The organism is Nocardiopsis sp. NPDC055824, from assembly GCF_053616335.1.
Window position 1 is genome coordinate 1 of sequence record NZ_JBSHDN010000014.1, and the last position, 20,705, is coordinate 20,705.

Here is a 20,705-nt window from a genome sequence, read left to right on the forward strand (position 1 = left end):
CCCCTCGTCCGTCCCGCTCGCCTACATCGCGAAGGCCTCCGGCGGCGGGCAGGAGCAGACCAGGTTGCGGTCGCCGTAGGCCTGGTCGATACGGCCGACCGGCGGCCAGTACTTGTCCGTGCGCAGCGACGGCAGCGGGTACGCGGCCTCGGCCCGGGTGTAGCCGTGCTCCCACTTCTCGGCGGTGACCGCCTCGGCGGTGTGCGGGGCGTTGCGCAGGGGGTTGTCCTCGGCGTCCCACTCCCCGCCGGCCACCCGGTCGATCTCGGCGCGGATCGCGATCATCGCCTCCACGAACCGCTCCAGCTCGGCGAGGTTCTCGCTCTCGGTCGGCTCCACCATGAGGGTGCCGTTGACCGGGAAGGACATCGTCGGGGCGTGGAACCCGTAGTCCATGAGGCGCTTGGCCACGTCCTCGTTGCTGATCCCGCTGGCCTTCTGGAGCGGGCGGATGTCGATGACGCACTCGTGGGCCACCAGGCCCCCCGCACCGGTGTAGAGGACCGGGAAGTACGGCTCCAGCCGCTTGGCCAGGTAGTTCGCGGACAGGACCGCGACCTCGGTGGCCGAGCGCAGGCCCTCCTCCCCCATCATCCGGACGTACGCCCAGGAGATGGGCAGGATGCCCGCCGAACCGAACGGCGCGGCCGACACCGGGCCCACCCCCGTGTGCGGGCCCGCCTCGGACTGGGCCGGGTGGTTGGGCAGGAAGCCGGCCAGGTGCGAGCGGACCGCGACCGGCCCCACGCCCGGGCCCCCGCCCCCGTGCGGGATGCAGAACGTCTTGTGCAGGTTGAGGTGGCTGACGTCGGCGCCGAACTCGCCCGGCTTGGCCCAGCCGAGGAGCGCGTTGAGGTTGGCGCCGTCGACGTACACCTGGCCGCCGGCCTCGTGGACCAGGCGGCACACCTCGGTGATGGTGTCCTCGTACACACCGTGCGTGGACGGGTAGGTGACCATGATCGCGGCCAGGTCGTCCGCGTGCTCGGCGGTCTTGGCGCGCAGGTCGTCCAGGTCGACGTTGCCGTTGTCGTCGCAGGCGACGACGGCCACGCGCATACCCGCCATCACGGCGCTCGCGGCGTTGGTGCCGTGCGCGGAGCTGGGGATGAGGCACACGTCGCGGTGGGCCTCGCCGCGCGAGCGGTGGTAGCCCCGGATGGCGAGCAGTCCGGCGAACTCGCCCTGGGACCCGGCGTTGGGCTGGAGGGACACGGCGTCGTAGCCGGTGACCTCGGCCAGCCAGGCCTCCAGGTCGCGGATCACGGTCATGCTCCCGGCGGCCTGGTCGATCGGCGCGAACGGGTGCAGGCCCGCGAACTCGGGCCAGGTGACGGGTTCCATCTCCGTGGTCGAGTTGAGCTTCATGGTGCACGAGCCCAGCGGGATCATCGTGCGGTCCAGGGCCAGGTCTCGGTCGGACAGGCGGCGCATGTAGCGCAGCAGGGAGGTCTCGCTCCGGTGGGTGTTGAACACCGGGTGCGCGAGGTAGTCGACCTCCCTGGCCAGCTCGGCGGGGAGGCGTGCGGCCTCCGGGTCCACGTCGGGGAGGCCCTTGGCGGAGCCCCGCTCGGCCTCGCCGAAGGCCGCCAGCACCGCCTCCAGGTCGGCCACGGAGGTGGTCTCGTCCACGCTCACGCCGACCGTGTGCTGGTCGACGGGGAGGAGGTTGTACCCGGCCTCCAGTGCGGTCTCCACGACGCGGGCGGCGCTGGGCACGCGCACGCGCAGGGTGTCGAAGTAGGCGGAGTGGACGATCTCGAAACCGCGCTCGACGAGGGCGTCGGCCAGCGCCGCGGTGCGGGTGTGCACCTGGCGGGCGATCGCGCGCAGGCCGTCGGGGCCGTGGTAGACCGCGTACATCCCCGCCATGACGGCCAGGAGCACCTGCGCGGTGCAGATGTTGCTGGTGGCCTTCTCGCGGCGGATGTGCTGTTCCCGGGTCTGGAGGGCGAGCCGGTAGGCGGGCTTGCCCGCGTTGTCCACCGAGACCCCGACCAGGCGGCCGGGCAGCTGGCGGCGCAGCTTCTCCCCGACGGCCATGTAGCCGGCGTGCGGGCCCCCGAAGCCGAGCGGGACGCCGAAGCGCTGGGTGGAGCCGACCGCGATGTCGGCGCCGAGGTCGCCCGGGCTGCGCAGCAGGGTCAGGGCGAGGATGTCGGCGGCCACCACCGCGAGGGCCCCCCGCTCGTGGGCCGCGGCGATGACGTCGCCCGGGTCGCGCACGGCGCCGCCGGAGCCCGGGTACTGGACGAGGACGCCGAAGGCGTCGCCCTGGGGAAGGCCCTGCGTCAGGTCGGCGACGACGACCTCGATGCCCAGGGGTTCGGCGCGGGTGCGCAGGACCTGGAGGGTCTGCGGGAAGACGTCGGCGTCGACGACGAAGACGTCGGCCTTGCTCTTGGAGGCCCGGCGGGCCAGCGTCATGGCCTCGGCCGCCGCGGTGGACTCGTCCAGCAGGGAGGCGCCCGAGACCGGCAGGCCGGTCAGGTCGCAGACCATGGTCTGGAAGTTGAGCAGGGCCTCCAGGCGGCCCTGGGAGATCTCGGGCTGGTAGGGCGTGTAGGCCGTGTACCAGGCCGGGTTCTCCATGATGTTGCGCAGGATGACCGGCGGGGTGAAGGTGCCGTAGTAGCCCTGGCCGAGCAGGGAGGTGCGCACGTCGTTGCGCGCGGCCAGGTCGCGGAGTTCGGCCAGGGCCTCGGCCTCCCCGATCGCGTCGGGGAGGGCGAGCGGGGCGCTGCTGCCGGGGCCGGTGAGGATGGACTCCGGTACGGCCGCCGCCATGAGCTCGGCGGTGGAGCCGTGGCCGACCGTCTTGAGCATCTCCTGGATCTCGGCCGGGGTGGGGCCGATGTGGCGGTCGGCGAACACCCGGGCGGGCGCGCCGGGGGTGTTCACGGGCTGATCGGGCACGGAGACCTCCTGGTGACAGGGCCGAGTCGACTCGGCGGTGTTCCTCACGGTCTCCCCCTCTGTCACCGGGCACGGACGTGCCCCGGCTTCAGAGCGGCCTCCTCCGCGCGGTCCGTGGTGCCTGAGAGGTTACTGGGGAGTATTGCCCCGTCGGCGCCCCTGCCGGGGTCTCTCCCGCGCGGTATTGACAGCCTGCTGACGCTATGTACGCATGTGGGGACAGGGCGAATTCCACCCTTCGTCCCTGTTGTGAGTACGACGGTACTCGATCATCACCGCAGGCGCAGAGCCCGCCCACGCGTTTCGGCCACCTGTGCGCACCGGTGCGCACAGGGGTCCGCCACCTGTCGGGGGGTCCGCGTACACCCCTGCCTTGCCGGTGCGGTCGCCGGAACGGTCCCCGCCGCCGACGGGGCGGCCTCGGGCGCCGGGTCCCCGCGCCCGGGGCCTCGACGGCGGACCGGGCGGGCGGCCGCTCCCTGCTCGGCCCCCGGGCACACCGCAGGCCCGCGGTCGTCCGGGCACGGGCCGGGCACAGCACGGCCGGGGAACGGCTCTCGAATACCTGCCTGCTCCGGCGCGCGCGGGCGACACCGGTGGATGCCCGGAGGTCCCCGGGGTCAGCCCGTCCGGCGCTCCCTGCGCCGCCTGGCGAGTTCGTCCACCGGCGGGGGCGCGGAGGGGAGCTCGGTCCGCTCCTCGTCGGGGACCACGCCCAGTGCCTCCTCCAGCTCACGCCACACGTGGGCCAGCGCCAGGCCGAACATGCCCTGGCCGCGCTGCATGAGGTCCACGACCTCGTCGGGGGAGGTGCACTCGTAGACGCTGACGCCGTCGCTCATGAGGGTGATGCGGGCCAGGTCGGGGGCGGGGCGTCCGCGCAGGTGGTCCACCGCGGTCCGGATCTGCTGCAGCGATATGCCCGTGTCCAGCAGCCGCTTGGCCACCTTGAGCATCAGGATGTCGGGCAGGCTGTACAGGGGGGCGTTCTGGGCTCCGGTACGCACGCTCGGCTCGACCAGGCCGGTTCTCGCCCAGTAGTCGAGCTGACGGTAGGTGATCCCGGCGGCGGTACACGCCGCTGGGCCCCGATACCCGACGTCCATAGGCCGCGCCACCACGTCCTCTTCGCACAGTAGGCCCTGCTGCCCCGCTAGCCGCAGCGCGGACCGCCTGTCATGGGGATTCCGCTTGCCGCTCGCTACCGCCACGCCGACCTCCGGCTTCTCGTCCCGCGGCGGCCTCGACAGGGGATATCCACTCAGGGGATGGGTGCGCCGCGGGTTCCACTGCACTGACGGTAGGACTACCGACCGGCAGCGTCAACGACAGGACCCGGCGCGTCGCCAAGTGCGCGCGCCGTTGGTGCCCCGGGGCCCGCCCGGAGGCGCCCTGTGCGCCTCCACGGGTTTCGGCCCTGACCGCCACGGTCACTTCCCCAGCCCAATCTATCACCGGCACGTCGGACAAAGCCGCAGGTCGCAGCTGTGTCCCTTCTGCTTCCACGCTGGTCGGAGCCCTCGCCGCACGGACCCCGCAGCGGTCTATTCGGCCTTCCTGCCGAAGTCCTCGGGCGAGATGTTGTCCAGGAACTCCCGGAACGCCTCGACCTGGTCCTCCTGCTCGTCCGGGATCGGCATCCCGGCCTCGGCGATCACGTCCTCGTGGGCGTAGATCGGCGCACCCGTGCGTAAGGCGAGGGCGATGGAGTCGGAGGGGCGGGCGCTGACCTCCACGCCGTTGCTGAAGACCAGCTCGGCGTAGAAGATGCCGTCGCTGAGACCGGTGATGTTCACCGTGGTGAGGCCGGTGTCCAGGGCGTCCAGGACATCCCTGAACAGGTCGTGGGTGAGCGGCCTGGCCGGCGCGACGCCCTGTTGTGCCAGCGCGATCGCGGTCGCCTCCACGCCGCCGATCCAGATCGGCAGGTAGCGGTCCCCCTCGGATTCCTTGAGCAGGACTATCGGCTGGTTCGAGGGCATCTCGACCCGGACGCCGACAACCTCCATGTGCTTCACAGCGGCTCCGTCCCACGCGTCGTCATACCGGATGGGCGCTCGTCACCTGACCGCCGTCGGATTCAGGACCCGAAGGCGAAATCGGCACCCTTCGTTACAAAGCTCTCCGGCGGCGGGGGGCCGCAAACCTCATCGGCCCACCCGCCGCCGTCGTCCGTGGTCAGCGACCCCTCAGCGGCGCGGCTTGGTCAGCAGAACCATGCGGAACTTGCCGATCTGGATCTCGTCCCCACCACCGAGTTGGGCCTCGTCGACCGGCTCACGGTTGACGTAGGTGCCGTTGAGGCTGCCCACGTCGCGGACGCCGAACCCGTCGCCGCGGCGGAAGAACTCCACGTGGCGTCGGGACACGGTGACGTCGTCAAGGAAGATGTCACTGTTGGGATGCCGTCCGGCGGTGGTCACGTCGCTGTCCAGCAGGAAGCGGCTTCCCGCGTTGGGGCCACGCCTGACAACGAGCAGCGCCGTGCCCGGAGGCAGGGCGTCGGCGTTGGCGGGGTCGTCACCGCCCAGCTCGTCGCCGGACTCCTCCTCCTCCAGGGCCTGTATCCCCGAGATGGAGATGGTGGACGTGACGTCTCCGGCGGCGTCCCCACCCGAACCGGGTCGGGGGCCCTGCTGTTCGGCCCTGCGGACGGGGGTTCCACAGTGGGAGCAGAAACGGGCATCATCCGCAACGGCGTGACCGCACTGCGTGCAGTAAACGCTCGACATAGGTCGGCTCGGCCTCCTACCGCACGGGGCGGTGCTTGATTCGGCTGATCGGTGACACGCCCCGGGTCCCGCGCGGACACCTGGTCCACACGTCGCCCGGCACGTGGTGGGGCGGTTCGCTGTCGCGGCAGCGGTGCGCCTCACACGGTCGGTCGCTAGGTCTCATCCCCCGTGTCGTACTCCTCGTCACCCCCGGTCAGGGTGTCCGCCGTTGCCGGGATACCCGGTCCGGTGGGCGACGCGGCGCTCCAGGGAACACTCGACTTTAAACCATATCCCTGTCCAGGAAGGGTTTCGCTCCTCCTCGGCCTGCCGTAGGCGCCCCGGCCGCTCGTGCGGCGCGGGGATCGGTGGACCCGGCGCCCGGGGCGCCGCCTCCACCGGTGGCCGGCCTCGGGACAGTGAAACACCTGTCCTGATGCTGATGCTCCTCCGGGGGATTTGGTTCTCGGTGAACCCCCACGGATTCGCACTGCCGTCATCGGACGGCCTCAACCTGGTGATATGTCCATTTTATCCCTCAAAAGGGCGGCCCGGAGGGCCGTGACCGCCCCGGGCGCGACGCACGGGCGGGGACGGGGGGACCGCCCTCGCCCGCGCGTCGCACCGGTCAGCCCTCGGCCCGTTCGACCACGGCCGCCCACTCGTCCAGCAGGCGGTGAGCGGTGTCGGAGTCGGGACCTTCGGCCCAAAGATGGGTCACGGCCTCCGCCGTGTCCGGGAGGACGAGCGCCCAGCTGCCGTCGGACTCCAGGACGCGGACGCCGTCCGTGGTGTCCAGCCGACGGTCCCCAGCCGCCTCCACGACGGCGCGCATGACGCTCCCCTTGACCGCCCAGGGGGTGGGCACCGAACGGCGCAGGAGGTGCGCCTGGGGGATCGCCCGGTCGATCTGGCTCAGCGAGCGGCGGTCCCTGGCCACCAGTCCCAGCAGCCGGACGAACGCGGCGATGCCGTCGCTGGTCGGGCTGAACTCGGGGACGACGAAACCGCCCCGGCCGTCCCCGGCCAGAACGACGTCCTCGCCCCCGCTCTGGACCGCCTTGGTGAGTTCGCCCGTGGCTGTGGCGGTCCAGTGCACCTCGACCCCGTGCGCGGCCGCCACCGTCTCGGCGACCCGGGTCGTGGTGACGGGAAGCGCCACCCGGCCTCCCCCGCGCTCGGCGCAGACCAGCTCCAGGACGACCAGCAGGGCGCGGTCGTTGTCGACCAGCTCGCCGTTGCCGTCCACGATGGCCAGCCGTTCGGCCACGGGGTCGAAGCGCACCCCGAAGTCGGCTCCCGACCCCGAGACGAGCTCGCCCAGCCGCTCCAGGTCGCGGTTCTGCTTGGCGACGGTGTCGGTGGGCGAGGCCTCGTCGAGCCGGTTGTTGACCGTGAGGACGTCCACGCCGATCCGCCCCAGCAGGGAGGGGAGGATGAGCGAGCCGCTGCCGCCCGCGCAGTCGACGACCACCTTGAGCCCGGCCTCGGCGACCCCCGAGGTGTCGACCGAGCGCAGCAGGTCGTGCGAGTAGTTCTCGACACCGCGCGAGGGGAAGGTCAGCTCCCCGATCTCCCCGGGGAAGGCCCTGCGGTACTCGGCGCGGGAGAAGACCCGGTCGAGCTTGCGCTGGGCCGCCGGCGACAGGTCGGCCCCGCCCCCGTCCAGGAAGAGGATGTCCACCGACTCCGGGTCGCCCGGGGTGGTGCGGAGCGTGATGCCTCCGCTGACCCCGCTCTGGGAGGTGTGGAAGCGCGCCACGGGCAGCGGCACCACCTCCAGGTCGCGCACGTCGATGGCGGCGGCCGTGAGCGCGCTGATCACCGCGCGCTTGAGCGTCCGGGCGGCCCGGGACACGTCACGGGACGTGGTGACGAGCGCGCCCTTCTTCAGGGTGGTGGCGTAGGCGTTGGCCAGGCGCACCGCCAGCTCGGGGGTGATCTCGACGTTGATCAGCCCGGACACGCCGCGGGGGCCGAACAGCGAGCGCTGCCCGCGCGACTCCCAGATGACGTTGGTGCTGACGACCGCGCCGGCCTCGATGGTCTTGAAGGGGTAGACCTTGACGTCGGCGTTGACGTAGGCCTCGGACTCGATGACGCAGTCCTCGCCGACGATCGCCCCCTCCTCGATCCGGGCGGCGGCCATGACGTCGGTGTTCTTGCCGACGACGCAGCCGCGCAGGTTGGCGCCCCGGCCGACGAAGACGTTGTCGTGCAGGACCGTGCGGTGGCAGAAGGCCTCGGACCGCACCACGGCGTTGCTGCCGACCACGGTGAACTCGCGCAGCTCGGCGCCCGCCTCGACCTTGGCGTAGTCGCCGATGAAGAGCGGGCCCTTGAGGATCGCGCGGGGGTGGACCTCCGACCCCTCGCCGACCCACACCCCGGGAGAGACCTCGAAGCCGTCGATGTCGACGTCCACCTTGCCGGACAGCACGTCGGCCTGGGCGCTCAGGTAGCTCTCGTGGGTGCCCACGTCCTCCCAGTAGCCGTCGGCGATGTAGCCGTAGAGGGGCTCGCCCTCCTCCAGGAGCTGGGGGAAGACGTCGCCCGACCAGTCGACCACCTCCCCCTCGGCGACCCGGTCCAGGACGTCCGGCTCCATGATGTAGATGCCGGTGTTGACGGTGTCGGAGAAGACCTGGCCCCAGGTGGGCTTCTCCAGGAAGCGCTGGATCCGGCCCTGCTCGTCGACGATGATGATGCCGAACTCCAGCGGGTTGGGGACCCGCTTGAGCGCGATGGTGACCTTGGCGCCGCTCTCCTTGTGGAAGCGCACCATGTCGGTGAGGTCGATGTCGGTGAGCGCGTCGCCGGAGATGACGATGAACGGCTCCCCGCGCAGGTGCTCCTCCGCGTTCTTGACGCTGCCCGCGGTGCCGAGGGGGACCTCCTCGGCGACGTAGTGGAGCTTCATCCCGAGCTCCTCGCCGTCCCCGAAGTAGTTGCGGATGAGGGTGGCCAGGAACTGGACGGTGACCACGGTCTCGGTGAAACCGTGCTTGCGCAGCAGGCGGAGCACGTGCTCCATGATGGGCTTGTTGACCACCGGAAGCAGGGGTTTGGGCTGGTTGGCGGTCATGGGGCGGAGGCGGGTCCCCTCGCCGCCGGCCATCACGACGGCCTTCATGGGAGGCGCCTGAAAAGCGCTCTCCGGGGTTTCCTCGTGGGTGCTCATCGCCGGTGCCTCCGTAGGACGGTGCCGTGGGAGGACGCGGCGGGGGACGGGTTCTCGGAGCGCGCGCCGTGGCGCGCGGTGGGACATGTTCTCATGACGGAGACGACACTCCCTTTCGATCCGACAGGACTCGCGGTGAGCCGGTCCGTCGGTGGATCAGGGTCCGGTCCGTCCCTGATCCGGGCGGCTCGGCCGGTCCGAGCCTTCGGCTACCGCTCCAGGATCGCCGTCAGCGGCCGCCGATGTGGCTGGATCGGGTCGATCCGTGTCGTGGCCGCGGACGTGGTCGCTGTCTCCGGCGACCGGTCGGTCCCCGTGGTGATCAGCGCTTTCGTCGCGGCGGGTCTGGGCCATCAGGCGCAGGCCCTGTACGGCGTAGAGCAGTCCGGCCCACCAGTAGAGAGCAGTTCCCCAGAGCGCGAAGGCCCAACCTATAATTCTCGCCACATCCGCCACGGTGGACTCGTAGCCCGCGATGAAAAGCAGGGGGAACGAGTAGAGGAGGCACAGCGTGGCGGCCTTCCCGGCGAAGTTCACCGGGAGGGGCCCGTAGCCGAAGTGGCGCAGGAGCGGCAGCGCGCCGAGGATGAGGACGTCGCGCAGGACGAGGATGGCCATCAGCCACCACGGGACGATGTCCCGGATCACCAGGCCGAGCAGCGCGGCGAAGATGTAGAGCCGGTCGGCGAGCGGGTCGAGGACCGTGCCCAGGCGCGAGGTCTGGTTCCAGGCGCGGGCGATCTTGCCGTCGAGCCAGTCGCTGAGCCCGGCGAAGCCGAGCACCAGCAGCGCCCACCAGTCGGCCTGGGGTACCAGGACGAGCCAGAGGAACAGCGGCACGCCCAACAGCCGGAGCATGCTCAGCAGGTTGGGAACCGTCCAGATGCGGTCACTGACCGCCGGGCTGGCCACATCGCCCCCCGCCTCGAGTCTGCCATCTTCCGCGGATCGCCCCATGGCGCCCACGATAACGGGCGGGTGGGTCGTTTCCCGCCATCACGGGGGCCGACGGCCCCGACGTGGCCCGAGGGACGATCGTCCGCCAATCGTACCGTGTACGTTTTGGGCCTTTTACCAGCGCAGTGTCTGTTTCGGAAAGCACGGACGCGTATCCGGCCGCCTCCGGCCACGGCGCCCGCTCCCTCCCACGGGTTCCAACGAAGGGGCCTCCCCCGGGGTTCCCGGCCGCACGGGCCTCCCCCGGCGCGGCCGCTCCCCCGGACACCGCGGGGGCCGCTAGAGCGTGAGGATGCGGTCGGCCGCGCGGCGGCCCGACAGCAGGGCGCCGTGCACCGTGGCGGTGTGCTCGATCTCGGTCGCCTCCCCCGCGAAGAACAGGCTGTCCCCCACCGGGTTGTCGAGCGCCACCCGGTCCGCGTCGCCCGAGCCGACGGCCGTGTAGGAGAAGGCGCCCCGCGCGAACGGGTCGTCCCCCCAGTGGGTCACCAGGTGGTCCACCGGGTCCGGCGCCTTGCGGAACATGCCGCGCAGGGTGGCCATCGCGTGCTCGACCACCTCGCCGTCCTCCTTCCCCTCCAGGAACCGGGCCGCGTTGCCGCCGTTGCGGCTGACCAGGACCGGCGCCCCGAGGACCCGCTGGCCCGCGTACCAGTGGAACCAGGTGCCCTCCTCCGCGCCCAGGTGGACGATGACCTCCGCGTCGCCCCAGAACACCTCGTCGAAGCGCAGGAACAGCTTCTCCAGGCTGCCGTTGCCCAGGCGCTCGACGGCGTCCCGCTTCTCCTGGGGCAGCGGGGGGTCGAACCCGACCTGCCCGGCCTTGAGGACGCCCAGGGGCACGGTGACCAGGACGCGGTCGGCCGTCAGGGTCCTCTCCCCCTCGGGGGTGTCGACCCGCACCCTGGCGCCGTCGCCGCCGTGGCCCACCGACAGCACGACGTGCTCCAGGCGCACGTCCAGACCGCGCGCCAGGTGGTCGGTGATCCGGTCCATCCCGTCGGGGAAGACCACGTCGTCACCGCTGAACTCGTGCCGGGCGGCGACCGCGGAGAAGGCGATCTCCTCCGCGTCCGCGCCGTGGTCGCTCTCGGCGATGCGGTGCACGATCTCGTCGGCGTCGCGGGCACGGGCGCGCACCAGGTTGGCGTCGTAGAGGGCCTGCTTGATGCCCTCCTCCATCGACTCCTGGGGGTTGGCGCCCACGGTCCCCCAGTACATGTGCTCCTGGAGGAGGTGGACGTCCTCCATGTTGCGGCGGTGGCGGTCGAAGAGCAGCCTCCGCCCCTTGGGGTCGTAGGCGGTCTCGGTGGACCTGTTGAACACGGCGGTGCGCAGACCGATCTCGTTGACCAGGTCGGCGAGGGGGTTGTTCTCCTCGCCCCGCATCCAGGAGGCGCCCACGTCCAGCGTCGTGGAGCCGCCCCAGTCGCGCACGGAGTGGATGCGCCCGCCGGTGCGGTCGCGGCCCTCCAGGACGGTGACGCGCTCCCCCTCCCGCGCCAGGCGGTCCGCGGCGGCGAGTCCGGCCATGCCGGCGCCCACCACGACGGTGTGGCCGCGCCCGGGGCCCGCCTCGCGCCCGCGCGGTTCGACCTGCTCGCTCCCGGCCTCCCGTCCGGCGTCCTCCCCCTGCGTGTCCTCCCCGCCCGCGTCACCCGGGTCAGTCATGGAACTCCCCCTCCGTGCCGGTGACCGACACGAGCGACTGTAGGCGGTCCCCGGGCCGCGCCCGGGGACGACACCCCGCCCTCGGTCGGAACCGCTCGGCCCCGGCTCCGGTCAGGAGCCGGAGGGCTCCCCGTCCTCGTCCTCCAGTTCGATCCTCTCCCTGCGGCGCTCACCCTGGACGTGCTCCTCACGGGTGACGTCGCGCTTGCGGACGTGGACCTCCTCGACGGGCACGCGCTCCTTGGAGACGACCGGCCGCTCCTCGTAGAGCGTGAAGGTCTGATCCTCCTCGTGCATGTCCCCGGCGTCGTCGGCCCTGGTCTCGTCGGTCACCGGACGGCGCTCCATCTGGAGCTCGTCGTGATGGAGCGGGACCGTCTCGTCGTACTGCTCGGTCTCCACGTACTTGTGGAGCCTGGCGTGGCCGGCCTCGCGGCGCTCCACACCGATGTCCACACGCTCCTCGGAGCGGACCATGGAGATGTCGTCCGCCTCGGGCCGGCCCGTGTCGCCGGCCGCCCCGGCGGTTCCCGCGGTACCAGCCGTGCCGGCGCGGTCCCCCATGCCCGCCGGGGGAACGCCGCCCGCGCGCTCGCCGCCGGAGGCGTCCGCGCTGCCGTGGCGGGCGTAGTAGTCGCGGACCAGCCGCTCCTCCTCAGGGGAGATGTGCCTGTCCGCGTCGATGTTCGGGGCGTCCTTCACCGTGGACTTGTCGAAGGGCACCTGGATGTCCTCCTCCTTGGGCCGGGAGCCCTGGAGGGGCACGAGGGTCTCGTTGCGGCCGAAGAGGCCGGTCTCGACCGACACCCAGCTCGGCTCGTTCGTCTCGTCATCCAGGTAGACCTGCTTGATCTTGCCGACGTTGTGGCCCTCCTCGTCCAGGACGTGGTGTCCGATGAGATCTCCGGGTGCGCGGTCGCGTGCCATGGTCCCTCCCCTTCTCTGCGGTCCCCTGCCGGAACACCGGGTGTCCCGGCCTCGTACGACCTCACCCCTACCCCTCGTGGCCTGCGGGAAGAGCCGTGAAAGGGAGCCGCTAACGGGCCGAGGCCGAGAATTGAGCAGAAGTTTTTCCCGGCCTCCAGTCCTTGACCCGTGCGAGGGGCGCCGCTGTCCTCCATGGACGTTCGACCACGGCCGGTCACTCTTGGCATGCGGACGAACACGCACGGATACACTCCAGGGGTCCCCGCCAGAACCGTCCGAAGGAATCCGCCGTGCGCCCAGCCGTGGCCGTCCCGCTGGCCGTCCTGTTGCTCGCCTGTCCCGCCGCCGGCTCCACCCGTGCCGTGGGGCCGGGCGCGGTCGTGGAACTGTCCGCCGACCGGCTCGCGACGGCCCTGCCCGTGGCGGCGGCCAAGTGGCACAGCGGCGACCCGGTCGACTCCCCCGAACGCGAGAGGGAGGTCCTGGCCGCGGCCGAGCGCCACGCGTCGGCGCTCGGGGTGGAGCCGGAGGCCGTCGCGGCGGTGGTGCGCGACCAGATCGAGGAGAACAAGACGGTTCAGCGGAGCCTGCACGCCCGATGGCACGCGGACCCCGGCGGCGGGCCGGGAACGGAACCCGACCTCTCCCGGGTCCGGGCCGAACTGGACCGGCTCACCCCCGAGCTGGTGCGTGCGCTGGCCGACGCCGGCCCCGCCCTGCGCTCGCCGGACTGCGGGGCGGACCTCGCCCGGAGCACCCGGGAGGTCGCGGACGAGCGGGGGCTCGACCGGGTCGGCGCAGCGGCCCTGGCACGCTCCCTGGCCTCGGTCTGCCCCTGACCCGTGCCCGGCCGGAGGGCGCCGGGGCGACGGAGGAGGGAGGCGACGGCTGGGCCCTGCCCCCGGGGCTCCGGGAGCGGGGTGCGGGCCCGAGGGGGGCACGGGCCGGGGAGGGCGCGCGGGGGCGCGTGCGCGCACCCGCGCCGTCGGGGCCGTGTGCCTACAGGGGGCCGGCCACGTAGGCCTCCAGGCGGGGCCCGTCCGGCAGCCGCCCCCAGAGCGCCCAGGCGAGCATGCGGTGCAGGCCGTCCAGGTGGGTCAGGGCGTCCGTGCGTTCGAGCCTCTCGTAGTAGGGGTGGTCCACGGCCGAGGAGCTCAGGAAGACGGGACTGGGGTCGGCCGCGGCGTGCCAGGCCAGCTTCCCCCAGCACACCGGGTTGCTCTCGGTGTAGCGGCCCTCCCACGAGGAGAGGGTGTCCACGGCGTCGGCCACGGTCGTCCCCTCGGGGTCGACCAGCACCAGCTCGCCGCCCTCCCCCGTGTGCCAGGGCAGGACCGTCGCCAGGACGTCCTCGCGGTCCAGGGCGACCCTGTGCCACGTGCCGCCCAGCTGGCGGGAGGCGAGGTCGAGGATCCCCTCCGCGTACTCGTTGGTGCGCCGGGAGACCTCGTCGCTCACGGGGTGGGTGGCGCGGAAGCGCCGGAGCACGTCGTCGGGGGTGACGGTCGCGATGGTCTTCACGGGCTCGGCTTCCTCCGTTCCGCGCCCGACGGGGGCCGGGCGTCGAGTGCGTAGAAGGATAGACGGCCCGGGGCGCGGCCGGGAGCCCGTCCGGAGCGGTCCGGCGGGCCCCCGGCGTCGTCGCCGGACGGGATCAGCAGGTGTTGTCCCGGCTGTTGTCCCAGGTGATGTTCCGGACGACCGTGCCCGCCGCGCACGGGTTCTCGTTGAGCGCGGTGTTCACCAGCCTCAGGTTCTCGAACGTGATGTCCGAGGTGTTGGCGAACTCGGAGCGGGCGGCGATCCGGATGTCGCCGGGACCGGCGATCGTCCCGCCGTCCTCGGCGATGGTGACGTTGTGGCAGTTCTCGACCAGGACGGCATTGCTCCCGGTCTGCGCGATGTCGACGCGCTCGATCACCGCGCCTCCGCTCTCGGAGACGCAGAAGATCCCGCGGCCGCCTCCCCGGGCGCGCACCTCGCCGACCCGGATGTTGTCCGGGTACCCGTTCCCGATCCGCCCGTTGCGGTTGGCCATGCGGAAGGCGGCGTAGCCGGTGCCCGTTCCGGCGTCCACCGCGTCCACCAGGCCGACGTCGGCGTTGACCGTGTTGTTGAGGAGCAGACCGGAGTACCCGGTGTCGCGGGCGGTGACGGTGCCGATGGTGAGCCCGTCGACGCTGTAGGTCTCCACGCCGTGGTTGTTCGTGCCGGAGACGTAGACGTCGTCGATGGTGATGTCGCGGGTGGTGCGCACGGCGTCGCTGCCCCGGCTGTCGACGCGTATGCCCAGGCCCGAGGAGAGGCGCAGGTCGATCTGGCCGAGGTGCACCTGCTGGGAGCCCCGCACGAAGACCCCGAAGTAGGGGGCGCCGGTGACCGACAGGTGGGGCACGGAGACGTTCTGGGCGTTGCGCACCCGTACCGGGGCGTGGTCCGCGGCGACCGCGCCGGAGACGTGGATGGTGCCGCAGACCTCCAGGGAGGTGTGGCTCGGCAGGTCGAGCGAGGCGTTGCCCGGGACGGTGCCCGACTGCCACACCACCACGCGCTCCTGGGAGGAGCGGCCGGGGGTGAGGCTGCCGACGGCCGTGCGCATGGCGGTGAGCATGTCACCGCCCTCGTAGAGGACGGTGCCGCCGTTGCGCGCGACCCAGGTGGAGCCGAGCAGGTAGGCCTCGGCGTCGAAGCCGCTGTCGCCGCACGCGGCGGCCGCGGTGCTTCGGTCGCTGCCCGCGTTCCGGATGTCGTGGGGCTCGGGTGCGGCCGGCGCCTGAACGGCCGCGGCGGCCGTTCCCAGGGCGAGGCCGGCGGCGAGCGCCGCGTTCAGCAGGAGGCGGCGGGCGCGTCGTCGCGGTCCGGCGGCGCGGGTCCGGCCGCGCCCTCCGGTGGTGGGGGTGGGTGTCATCGGTGCTTCTCCTGTGCGAACTCCGGGACGTCTGCGTCCCGGGAGGGGTGAGCGGGGACAGGGAGCGCTCCCAGGAGTCCGGAACCTAACACGGAAAGCGCATTCCGGGTAGCCGTGCAACTACGCATGGAACACGGGTCTGGCCACGGAGACAGGGGTTCTGGCACAATCCGTCCCATGCACAACAGCCGAGAGGACCGTGCCGCGTAGGCGGCCGGGAGACGTCCGCTCCGGGGCCCCGCCCCGGGAACGGCGACGACACACCGCGATCGACGGCCTCTCCGGACCCGCGATGGCCGAGATCTCGCGGCTCGAACACCGGCACCCGGAGATGTCCCCGGGGTGGACGCGCGAGCTGGTCGGGATCTGGCGGCGGTTCGTGCGCTCCTCGTACCACCGGCTGTGGGAGGAGCGCGACGACAGCTGCGGCGTATGGGAGTGCTGCGGCGACCCCCACGAGGCCCGCGTCCTGCTGGAGGCCGTGGCCCACCGCATGACCTCCCGCCGTGCCCGTGAGTTCCGCGCCCTCCTCCGGACCCTGGACGACCTCTACTGACGGCCGGGGACCGGCGCCCCCGGCCGCGCCCGGGTCAGACCAGGCGTCCGTCCCGGGCGACCACGCGCCCGGCACGGACGACCGTCCGGCGCCGGGGGAGGTCCACCACGACCTGCGGCAGGCACTCCCCGTCCACCAGCAGGAAGTCGGCGGGAGAGCCCACGGCCAGGTCGGCGGCGGGCAGCCCCACCACCTCCGCGCCGGAGTGCGCGGCGGTGAGGTAGGCGTCGGACAGCTCCCCGTCCAGGCGCGAGCTCAGCGCCCTGGCCATCATGTGGGCGCGGTGGAGCATGTCCGCGTCCCCGAAGGGGCTCCAGGAGTCGCGGACACCGTCCGAGCCGACGCCCACGCGGACACCGTGCTCGCGCAGGCGCGCGGCGGGCAGGACCCGGGCCGCGTCGGAGGCGACCGTGGTCAGGGAGATTCCGGCGGCGCCGATCCGGGCGGCCAGCCGGTCGAAGCCGTCACCCGCCTGGGCCACGCAGAAGGCGTGGCTGACGGTGACGGAGCCGCCCATGTCGAGAGCGCGGGTGCGCTCGATGACGGCGTCCATGGTGCGCACGCCCAGGTCGCCGCGGTCGTGCAGGTGGATGTCGACGCCGACGCCGTGGCGGTCCGCGATGTCGAAGACCAGGTCGAGCTGGCCGTCGGGGTCCCCGTCGAAGCCCTCCGGGTCGATGCCGCCGACCAGGTCGGCGAGCCCCGTCCTGACGGCCTCCTCCAGAAGGCTGTCGGTCCCGGGCGAGCGCCGGACACCGTGCTGCGGGAAGGCGACGGTCTGGACGTCCAGGGCGTGCGCCAGGCTGCGCGCCGCCCGCCGGACCCCCTCCAGGCCCTCGAGCCCGTAGACGGGCGCGACGTCGGCGTGCGCGCGCATGGCCCGCGTGCCCCGGGTGACGGCGTGGGCCATGAGCCGCTCCGCGCGGACGCCGACCGGCGTGGGCGAGGTCCGGAAGAGCTCGGCGTCCTGGGCCCCGAACCCGGCGATGCCCTGTGCCGGGCTCCGGGAGTGCCAGGGCTCGCCCCAGGTCGTCTTGTCCGGGTGGATGTGGGCGTCGACCAGGGTCGGCAGGGCGATCAGCCCACCGCAGTCGACGACGGCCGTCTCCCCCTCGGCTTCCGCGGCCACATTTCCGTCTACCACGACCAGGTCGACGGGGTCGCCGCCCAGGGGGCGCAGGTCGCGGAAGACCGTCGTACGGGGCTGTTCGTCCATGGTGGGCCTCTCCACACGGGTGCCGGTACGTGCGCCGGGGACCGACCGGCCCCGGACGCGCGGCGAATGCTACGCCTCCGACCGCGCAGCACCGCAGGTGGGGCCGGATGCGGGGCTTCGCCTTGCACGGGCCGTCCGGGCGGACGGGCTCCTGAGGAGGAGGCGGATGCGCTTCACTGGAGGAGGGCCCGCCGACCACGGCACGGGAAGGGCCTCGTTCCCCACGGCCGCTCCGGGCACCGGGCGACCGCGGTCGGACGCGAACGAACCGGAGAGGGCCGTCCTACCCCGTACGTCCGACCGGTTGGGGTAGGAGACATGTGGGAGGGAAGAGACGAACGACGCCGGGGAACGCACCGATCCGCATGACACAGACCAGATGCGTGTCCTGCTCGACGCGCTCGCCGCCGCCGACGTCAAGCGGCTGGTTTGCGCGTCGCGTGAGAACGATGGGGACGAAGTGGAACGGATACGGCGAAGGTACGTGGAGGGCTGAGACCAGATGTGACCGAAAGCCCTACGGCGCAAGGGGTCCGTGTTAGCTTCGAAGGCCTGGGAACGTTCTACTGGGCCCGACCGGAGAGCCATGGAACTGGAACTGCTCGCCGAGGACGACAAGTCGGTGAACAAGGGCTGCCCCTCCGTCTACCTGAGCGATACGGGTGACTTCGTCGTCCAGGGCGCCGGCCTCGACGACGCCGACTTCGCGAAGCTGGTCGATCCCCTGCCGGGCGAGACCGCGGTCCGCATCTCCCCCGAGATCGTCCTCGCCGCCGTCGAACGCTTCCGGCGGAGGGACGCGTGACCTTGGCAGGTGTCCGCTCCCGGCCTGTGGGCGGGGACGAGTTCGACCGATTCTTCGAGGACTGCCGGTACACGGCGTTCCGGCTGGAGACCCTCCAGGTCTACGACGTGGGCTACGAGAAAGAGGCGTTCCGCCGCTTCCTGAGGACGGGGAGGTCATCACGTCCGAGTCGCACGAGTCCTGGGCGCGCCTCGTCGGCGGAAGCCGACGGTTCAGCCGGGTCCACGTGGTCGTCGAACCGCTGACCGACTACCTTCGGTTCGAATCGGTGTGGGGTTACCGCTCCAGCGTGCAAGCGGGCGAGGAGGTCAACACCCTCCCCGTCACCGAGGACACCTGGCCCGAGGGCATCCCGCGGCACGACTACTGGCTCTTCGACTCCGAGCGGCTGGTGCGCATGAACTACGCCCCGGACGGCACCATGCTCACCCCCGAACTGGTCTGCGACCCGCAGGAGATCGTCCGGGCCAACGCGGTACGCGACCGGGCCCTGCACCGGGCTGTCCCCTTTCCCGAGTACGAGAAGCGTTTCGACGCCGACATGCATCCCCTGTGACCGACATCGACAACCACCGGACCGCGAACACCGTGCACGGCAGCCCCGGTACGGCGGTGCAAGCGGGTCTCGCGCACGGCGGCATCCATATCGTCTCCGGGTCCGCCAGATCCGTTCGGGTCCCGCGACAACTACCGCCGGCCGCCACCGCGTTCGTGGACCGCACCGCTCATCTTCAACACCTGGACGCGCCGGCAGCCGAAGCCGGGACCGGGGTTCCGGTCGCGGTGCTCGTCGGCCCACCGGGTGTGGGCAAGACCGCTCTGGCCGTCCACTGGGCGCACCGGGCGCGCGACCGGTTCCCCGACGGGGACCTCTACGCCGGTGTCCACGGGCACGGACCCGGCCCACGCGCCGAAGCCGGCCAGATCCTCGACACCGTCCTGCGTGCTCTCGGCGTCCCACCGGACCGCATCCCCTTGGACCTCGACGGCCGTGCGGCCCTGTACAGGTCCGAGCTCGACGGCAAGCGGATCCTGGTCGTCGTCGACGACGTGCTCGACCCCGCGCAGGTACGCCCCCTCCTGCCGGCGTCACCCGGTTGCATGGTCGTGGTGACCAGCCGCAGCGCGCCGGCCGGGCTCGTCGCGCGCGAAGGGGCCCGGCGTCTCGCGCTGGGCGTCCTTCCCGTGGCCGATTCGGTGAACCTGCTACGCAACACGGTCGGGGTCCGGGTGGACTCGGAACCGCGCGCGGCACACGAACTGGCCGAGCACTGCGCACGCCTCCCCCTCGCTCTCCGAGTGGCCGCCGAACGCCTCATCGCCCGGCCGGACGCGAGCTTCCCTGGCTCGACTCTGTCCGTGACGCGCTGGATTGGTTCGAGACCGAGCGTACGAACCTGGTCGCCGTGGTGGGTGCCGCTCTGGAGCACGGCCACCACGGCACCGCTTGGAGACTGCCCGCGACCGTTTACGGTCTGTTCGAGCTGCGCCGGTACTGGCACGAGTGGCGTGACCTCCACACCCTCGGTCTGCGGGCGGCCGAGAGCGCGGGCGACGCCTTCGGAACGGCTCGCAACCACCTGGGGACGGGCGACGCCCAATGGCTGCTGGGCGACCTGGACTCGGCCGTGCGCCACTACCGGGCTGCCCTGGCCTCCAACCGCGAGGCCGGTGACCCGTGGGTGGAGGGGTTCGCTCTGCGCCAACTCGGTGTGGTGGCCTGGCAACGCGGCGAGCGCGGCGGCGCCGTGGAGACCGTCGAACGGGCCATCGGGGTCTTTCACGAGGCGGGAGAGCGGCGGGGGGAGGCCATGGGGCTGCTCAGCCTGGCCGACTTCCGCGCGGACCTCGGCGCGTTCGACACCGCACTCGGACACTGCCGGGCCGCGATTCGGATGTTCGAGGACATCGGTGACGTGTGGAGTACGGCGTGGGCACGCTGCACGCTGGGGCGGATCCTCACCGGTTCGGCTCGGGCCGGGGATGCGGTGGCGGAGTACTTGTCGTCCATCGAGGTCTTCGAGGAACGTGACGACCGGGACAGCCGGGCAGTGGCACTGATCGGGCTGGCGGAGGCCCGCGTCGCCCTCGGCGACGGGGAGGGCGTCCGGGAGGCGCTGGGAGCCGCCCTGGACTACCTGCGCGACCACGGCGACCCCCGTGCCGAAGATGTGGAGGCGCGGCTGCTCCGGCTGGCCGCCGACGGCTGAGGCGTGCGCGCCGGCGGGTGCTCAGGCCTCGACGTGGGCCGCGAGGTTGGCCAGGGACGAGGCCAGACCGTCCTCGTGGTCGGCCTGCGAGATGCCCCGGGGCACGTCGGTCGCCTCGACGGTCACCTCGGTGCCGTCCTCCGTCTCGGCCAGCCGCCAGGTCATCGTCATCGTCCCGGCGAACGCGGGGTCCTCGGACTCGAAGGCGACGCGCTGCACGATCCGCTCCCCCGGGACCAGCTCGGCGAAGCCGACCTCGGTGACGTCGCTGGCATCGGAGGTCTTGCCGTGTCCGGCGGCCGGGTCGAGGTAGGTCAGCACCATGCGGAAACCTCCGCCGGCCCACGGCTCGAAGCGTTCCATCCGGCCGGTCATCCCCTCCGGCGGCAGCCATGCCTCGAGGGAGCCCGGATCGGTCATGGCGCGGTAGACCGCGGCGGCGGACGCCCGCACCGTCCTGGTCCCCCGGTCGGTACGCGGTTCCTCGCCGCCCATGCCCACGGTCCTTCCGCTCGGGTGCTCCTTACCCACGAACCTAGCGGACACGGTCCCCCGGCGCGACGCGGGGACACGGTGCCGCGCCCCCGTGCGAACGGCCCGCCCGCCCTCGGGCGAACCGGGGCGGACGGGCCGTGTGCCGGCGC

Annotated in this window: 16 protein-coding genes, 2 pseudogenes and 1 riboswitch; of the genes and pseudogenes, 6 read left to right on the forward strand and 12 right to left on the reverse strand. The window is 72.3% G+C overall.

Annotated features, from left to right (window positions below; genetic code table 11):
• Positions 1–21: 21 nt before the first annotated feature.
• The 8 genes from gcvP to ACWGL3_RS05795 form a co-directional block, all read right to left on the reverse strand.
• Positions 22–2,916: an aminomethyl-transferring glycine dehydrogenase gene (gcvP, locus tag ACWGL3_RS05760; protein WP_267945348.1), complete on the reverse strand. Its 2,895-nt coding sequence runs from the start codon at positions 2,914–2,916 to the stop codon at positions 22–24.
• 98 nt (positions 2,917–3,014) lie between these two features.
• Positions 3,015–3,103: riboswitch (glycine riboswitch) on the reverse strand.
• Between the two features lie 433 nt (positions 3,104–3,536).
• Positions 3,537–4,022, reverse strand: coding sequence for a MerR family transcriptional regulator (locus ACWGL3_RS05765; protein WP_267945349.1), 486 nt, complete (start codon positions 4,020–4,022; stop codon positions 3,537–3,539).
• A 438-nt stretch (positions 4,023–4,460) separates the two neighbouring features.
• Positions 4,461–4,934: a bifunctional nuclease family protein gene (locus tag ACWGL3_RS05770; RefSeq protein WP_267945350.1), complete on the reverse strand. Its 474-nt coding sequence runs from the start codon at positions 4,932–4,934 to the stop codon at positions 4,461–4,463.
• Between the two features lie 171 nt (positions 4,935–5,105).
• Entirely contained in the window at positions 5,106–5,648 is a 543-nt protein-coding gene (locus tag ACWGL3_RS05775; RefSeq protein WP_267945351.1) for an FHA domain-containing protein, read from the reverse strand.
• Positions 5,649–6,258: 610 nt separating this feature from the next.
• Positions 6,259–8,763, reverse strand: coding sequence for a mannose-1-phosphate guanyltransferase (locus ACWGL3_RS05780; RefSeq protein ID WP_267950431.1), 2,505 nt, complete (start codon positions 8,761–8,763; stop codon positions 6,259–6,261).
• Between the two features lie 204 nt (positions 8,764–8,967).
• On the reverse strand, positions 8,968–9,723 hold the full coding sequence (locus ACWGL3_RS05785) for a CDP-alcohol phosphatidyltransferase family protein (RefSeq protein WP_267950432.1): 756 nt from the start codon (positions 9,721–9,723) through the stop codon (positions 8,968–8,970).
• A gap of 324 nt (positions 9,724–10,047) precedes the next feature.
• On the reverse strand, positions 10,048–11,439 hold the full coding sequence (locus ACWGL3_RS05790; RefSeq protein ID WP_452460939.1) for a flavin monoamine oxidase family protein: 1,392 nt from the start codon (positions 11,437–11,439) through the stop codon (positions 10,048–10,050).
• 111 nt (positions 11,440–11,550) lie between these two features.
• Positions 11,551–12,366, reverse strand: a complete 816-nt coding sequence (locus ACWGL3_RS05795) for a PRC and DUF2382 domain-containing protein (protein ID WP_267945353.1) — start codon at positions 12,364–12,366, stop codon at positions 11,551–11,553.
• A gap of 290 nt (positions 12,367–12,656) precedes the next feature.
• Between ACWGL3_RS05795 and ACWGL3_RS05800 the strand changes: the two genes are divergently transcribed.
• The gene (locus ACWGL3_RS05800) at positions 12,657–13,205 is read left to right on the forward strand and encodes a chorismate mutase (protein ID WP_452460940.1); all 549 of its coding nucleotides are present in this window, start codon (positions 12,657–12,659) and stop codon (positions 13,203–13,205) included.
• A gap of 160 nt (positions 13,206–13,365) precedes the next feature.
• Here ACWGL3_RS05800 and ACWGL3_RS05805 read toward each other — a convergent pair whose 3' ends face one another.
• Together ACWGL3_RS05805 and ACWGL3_RS05810 are read right to left on the reverse strand one after the other, a co-directional pair.
• Entirely contained in the window at positions 13,366–13,887 is a 522-nt protein-coding gene (locus ACWGL3_RS05805; protein WP_452460941.1) for a DUF6309 family protein, read from the reverse strand.
• Between the two features lie 133 nt (positions 13,888–14,020).
• The gene (locus ACWGL3_RS05810; RefSeq protein ID WP_267945356.1) at positions 14,021–15,274 is read right to left on the reverse strand and encodes a right-handed parallel beta-helix repeat-containing protein; all 1,254 of its coding nucleotides are present in this window, start codon (positions 15,272–15,274) and stop codon (positions 14,021–14,023) included.
• Positions 15,275–15,566: 292 nt separating this feature from the next.
• On the opposite strand from ACWGL3_RS05810, the gene ACWGL3_RS05815 reads away from it, so the two are divergent.
• The gene (locus ACWGL3_RS05815; protein ID WP_452460942.1) at positions 15,567–15,830 is read left to right on the forward strand and encodes a hypothetical protein; all 264 of its coding nucleotides are present in this window, start codon (positions 15,567–15,569) and stop codon (positions 15,828–15,830) included.
• Between the two features lie 34 nt (positions 15,831–15,864).
• Here ACWGL3_RS05815 and ACWGL3_RS05820 read toward each other — a convergent pair whose 3' ends face one another.
• Entirely contained in the window at positions 15,865–17,046 is a 1,182-nt protein-coding gene (locus ACWGL3_RS05820; protein WP_452460943.1) for an amidohydrolase, read from the reverse strand.
• A gap of 586 nt (positions 17,047–17,632) precedes the next feature.
• On the opposite strand from ACWGL3_RS05820, the gene ACWGL3_RS05825 reads away from it, so the two are divergent.
• The 4 genes and pseudogenes from ACWGL3_RS05825 to ACWGL3_RS05840 all read left to right on the forward strand — a co-directional run bounded on the left by ACWGL3_RS05825 (position 17,633) and on the right by ACWGL3_RS05840 (position 20,061).
• The gene (locus ACWGL3_RS05825) at positions 17,633–17,851 is read left to right on the forward strand and encodes a hypothetical protein (protein ID WP_452460944.1); all 219 of its coding nucleotides are present in this window, start codon (positions 17,633–17,635) and stop codon (positions 17,849–17,851) included.
• Between the two features lie 26 nt (positions 17,852–17,877).
• Positions 17,878–18,407, forward strand: a pseudogene (locus tag ACWGL3_RS05830) (DUF6879 family protein).
• A gap of 248 nt (positions 18,408–18,655) precedes the next feature.
• Positions 18,656–19,108, forward strand: a pseudogene (locus tag ACWGL3_RS05835) (hypothetical protein); the annotation flags it as partial.
• A 149-nt stretch (positions 19,109–19,257) separates the two neighbouring features.
• Positions 19,258–20,061 carry a hypothetical protein gene (locus ACWGL3_RS05840; RefSeq protein WP_452460950.1) on the forward strand — a complete coding sequence of 268 codons (804 nt, stop codon included), beginning with the start codon at positions 19,258–19,260 and terminating at the stop codon, positions 20,059–20,061.
• A gap of 21 nt (positions 20,062–20,082) precedes the next feature.
• Here the strand turns inward: ACWGL3_RS05840 and ACWGL3_RS05845 are convergent, their stop codons facing one another.
• Positions 20,083–20,556 carry an SRPBCC family protein gene (locus tag ACWGL3_RS05845; RefSeq protein WP_344180774.1) on the reverse strand — a complete coding sequence of 158 codons (474 nt, stop codon included), beginning with the start codon at positions 20,554–20,556 and terminating at the stop codon, positions 20,083–20,085.
• Positions 20,557–20,705: the final 149 nt, after the last annotated feature.

Coding starts and splice junctions, on each gene's coding strand:
- ACWGL3_RS05765 (WP_267945349.1), bottom strand. CDS start 4,022: ATGGACGTCGGGTATCGGGGCCCAGCGGCGTGTACCGCCGCCGGGATC.
- ACWGL3_RS05775 (WP_267945351.1), bottom strand. CDS start 5,648: ATGTCGAGCGTTTACTGCACGCAGTGCGGTCACGCCGTTGCGGATGAT.
- ACWGL3_RS05780 (WP_267950431.1), bottom strand. CDS start 8,763: ATGAAGGCCGTCGTGATGGCCGGCGGCGAGGGGACCCGCCTCCGCCCC.
- ACWGL3_RS05790 (WP_452460939.1), bottom strand. CDS start 11,439: ATGACTGACCCGGGTGACGCGGGCGGGGAGGACACGCAGGGGGAGGAC.
- ACWGL3_RS05795 (WP_267945353.1), bottom strand. CDS start 12,366: ATGGCACGCGACCGCGCACCCGGAGATCTCATCGGACACCACGTCCTG.
- ACWGL3_RS05810 (WP_267945356.1), bottom strand. CDS start 15,274: ATGACACCCACCCCCACCACCGGAGGGCGCGGCCGGACCCGCGCCGCC.
- ACWGL3_RS05815 (WP_452460942.1), top strand. CDS start 15,567: ATGGCCGAGATCTCGCGGCTCGAACACCGGCACCCGGAGATGTCCCCG.
- ACWGL3_RS05820 (WP_452460943.1), bottom strand. CDS start 17,046: ATGGACGAACAGCCCCGTACGACGGTCTTCCGCGACCTGCGCCCCCTG.
- ACWGL3_RS05825 (WP_452460944.1), top strand. CDS start 17,633: ATGGAACTGGAACTGCTCGCCGAGGACGACAAGTCGGTGAACAAGGGC.
- ACWGL3_RS05845 (WP_344180774.1), bottom strand. CDS start 20,556: ATGGGCGGCGAGGAACCGCGTACCGACCGGGGGACCAGGACGGTGCGG.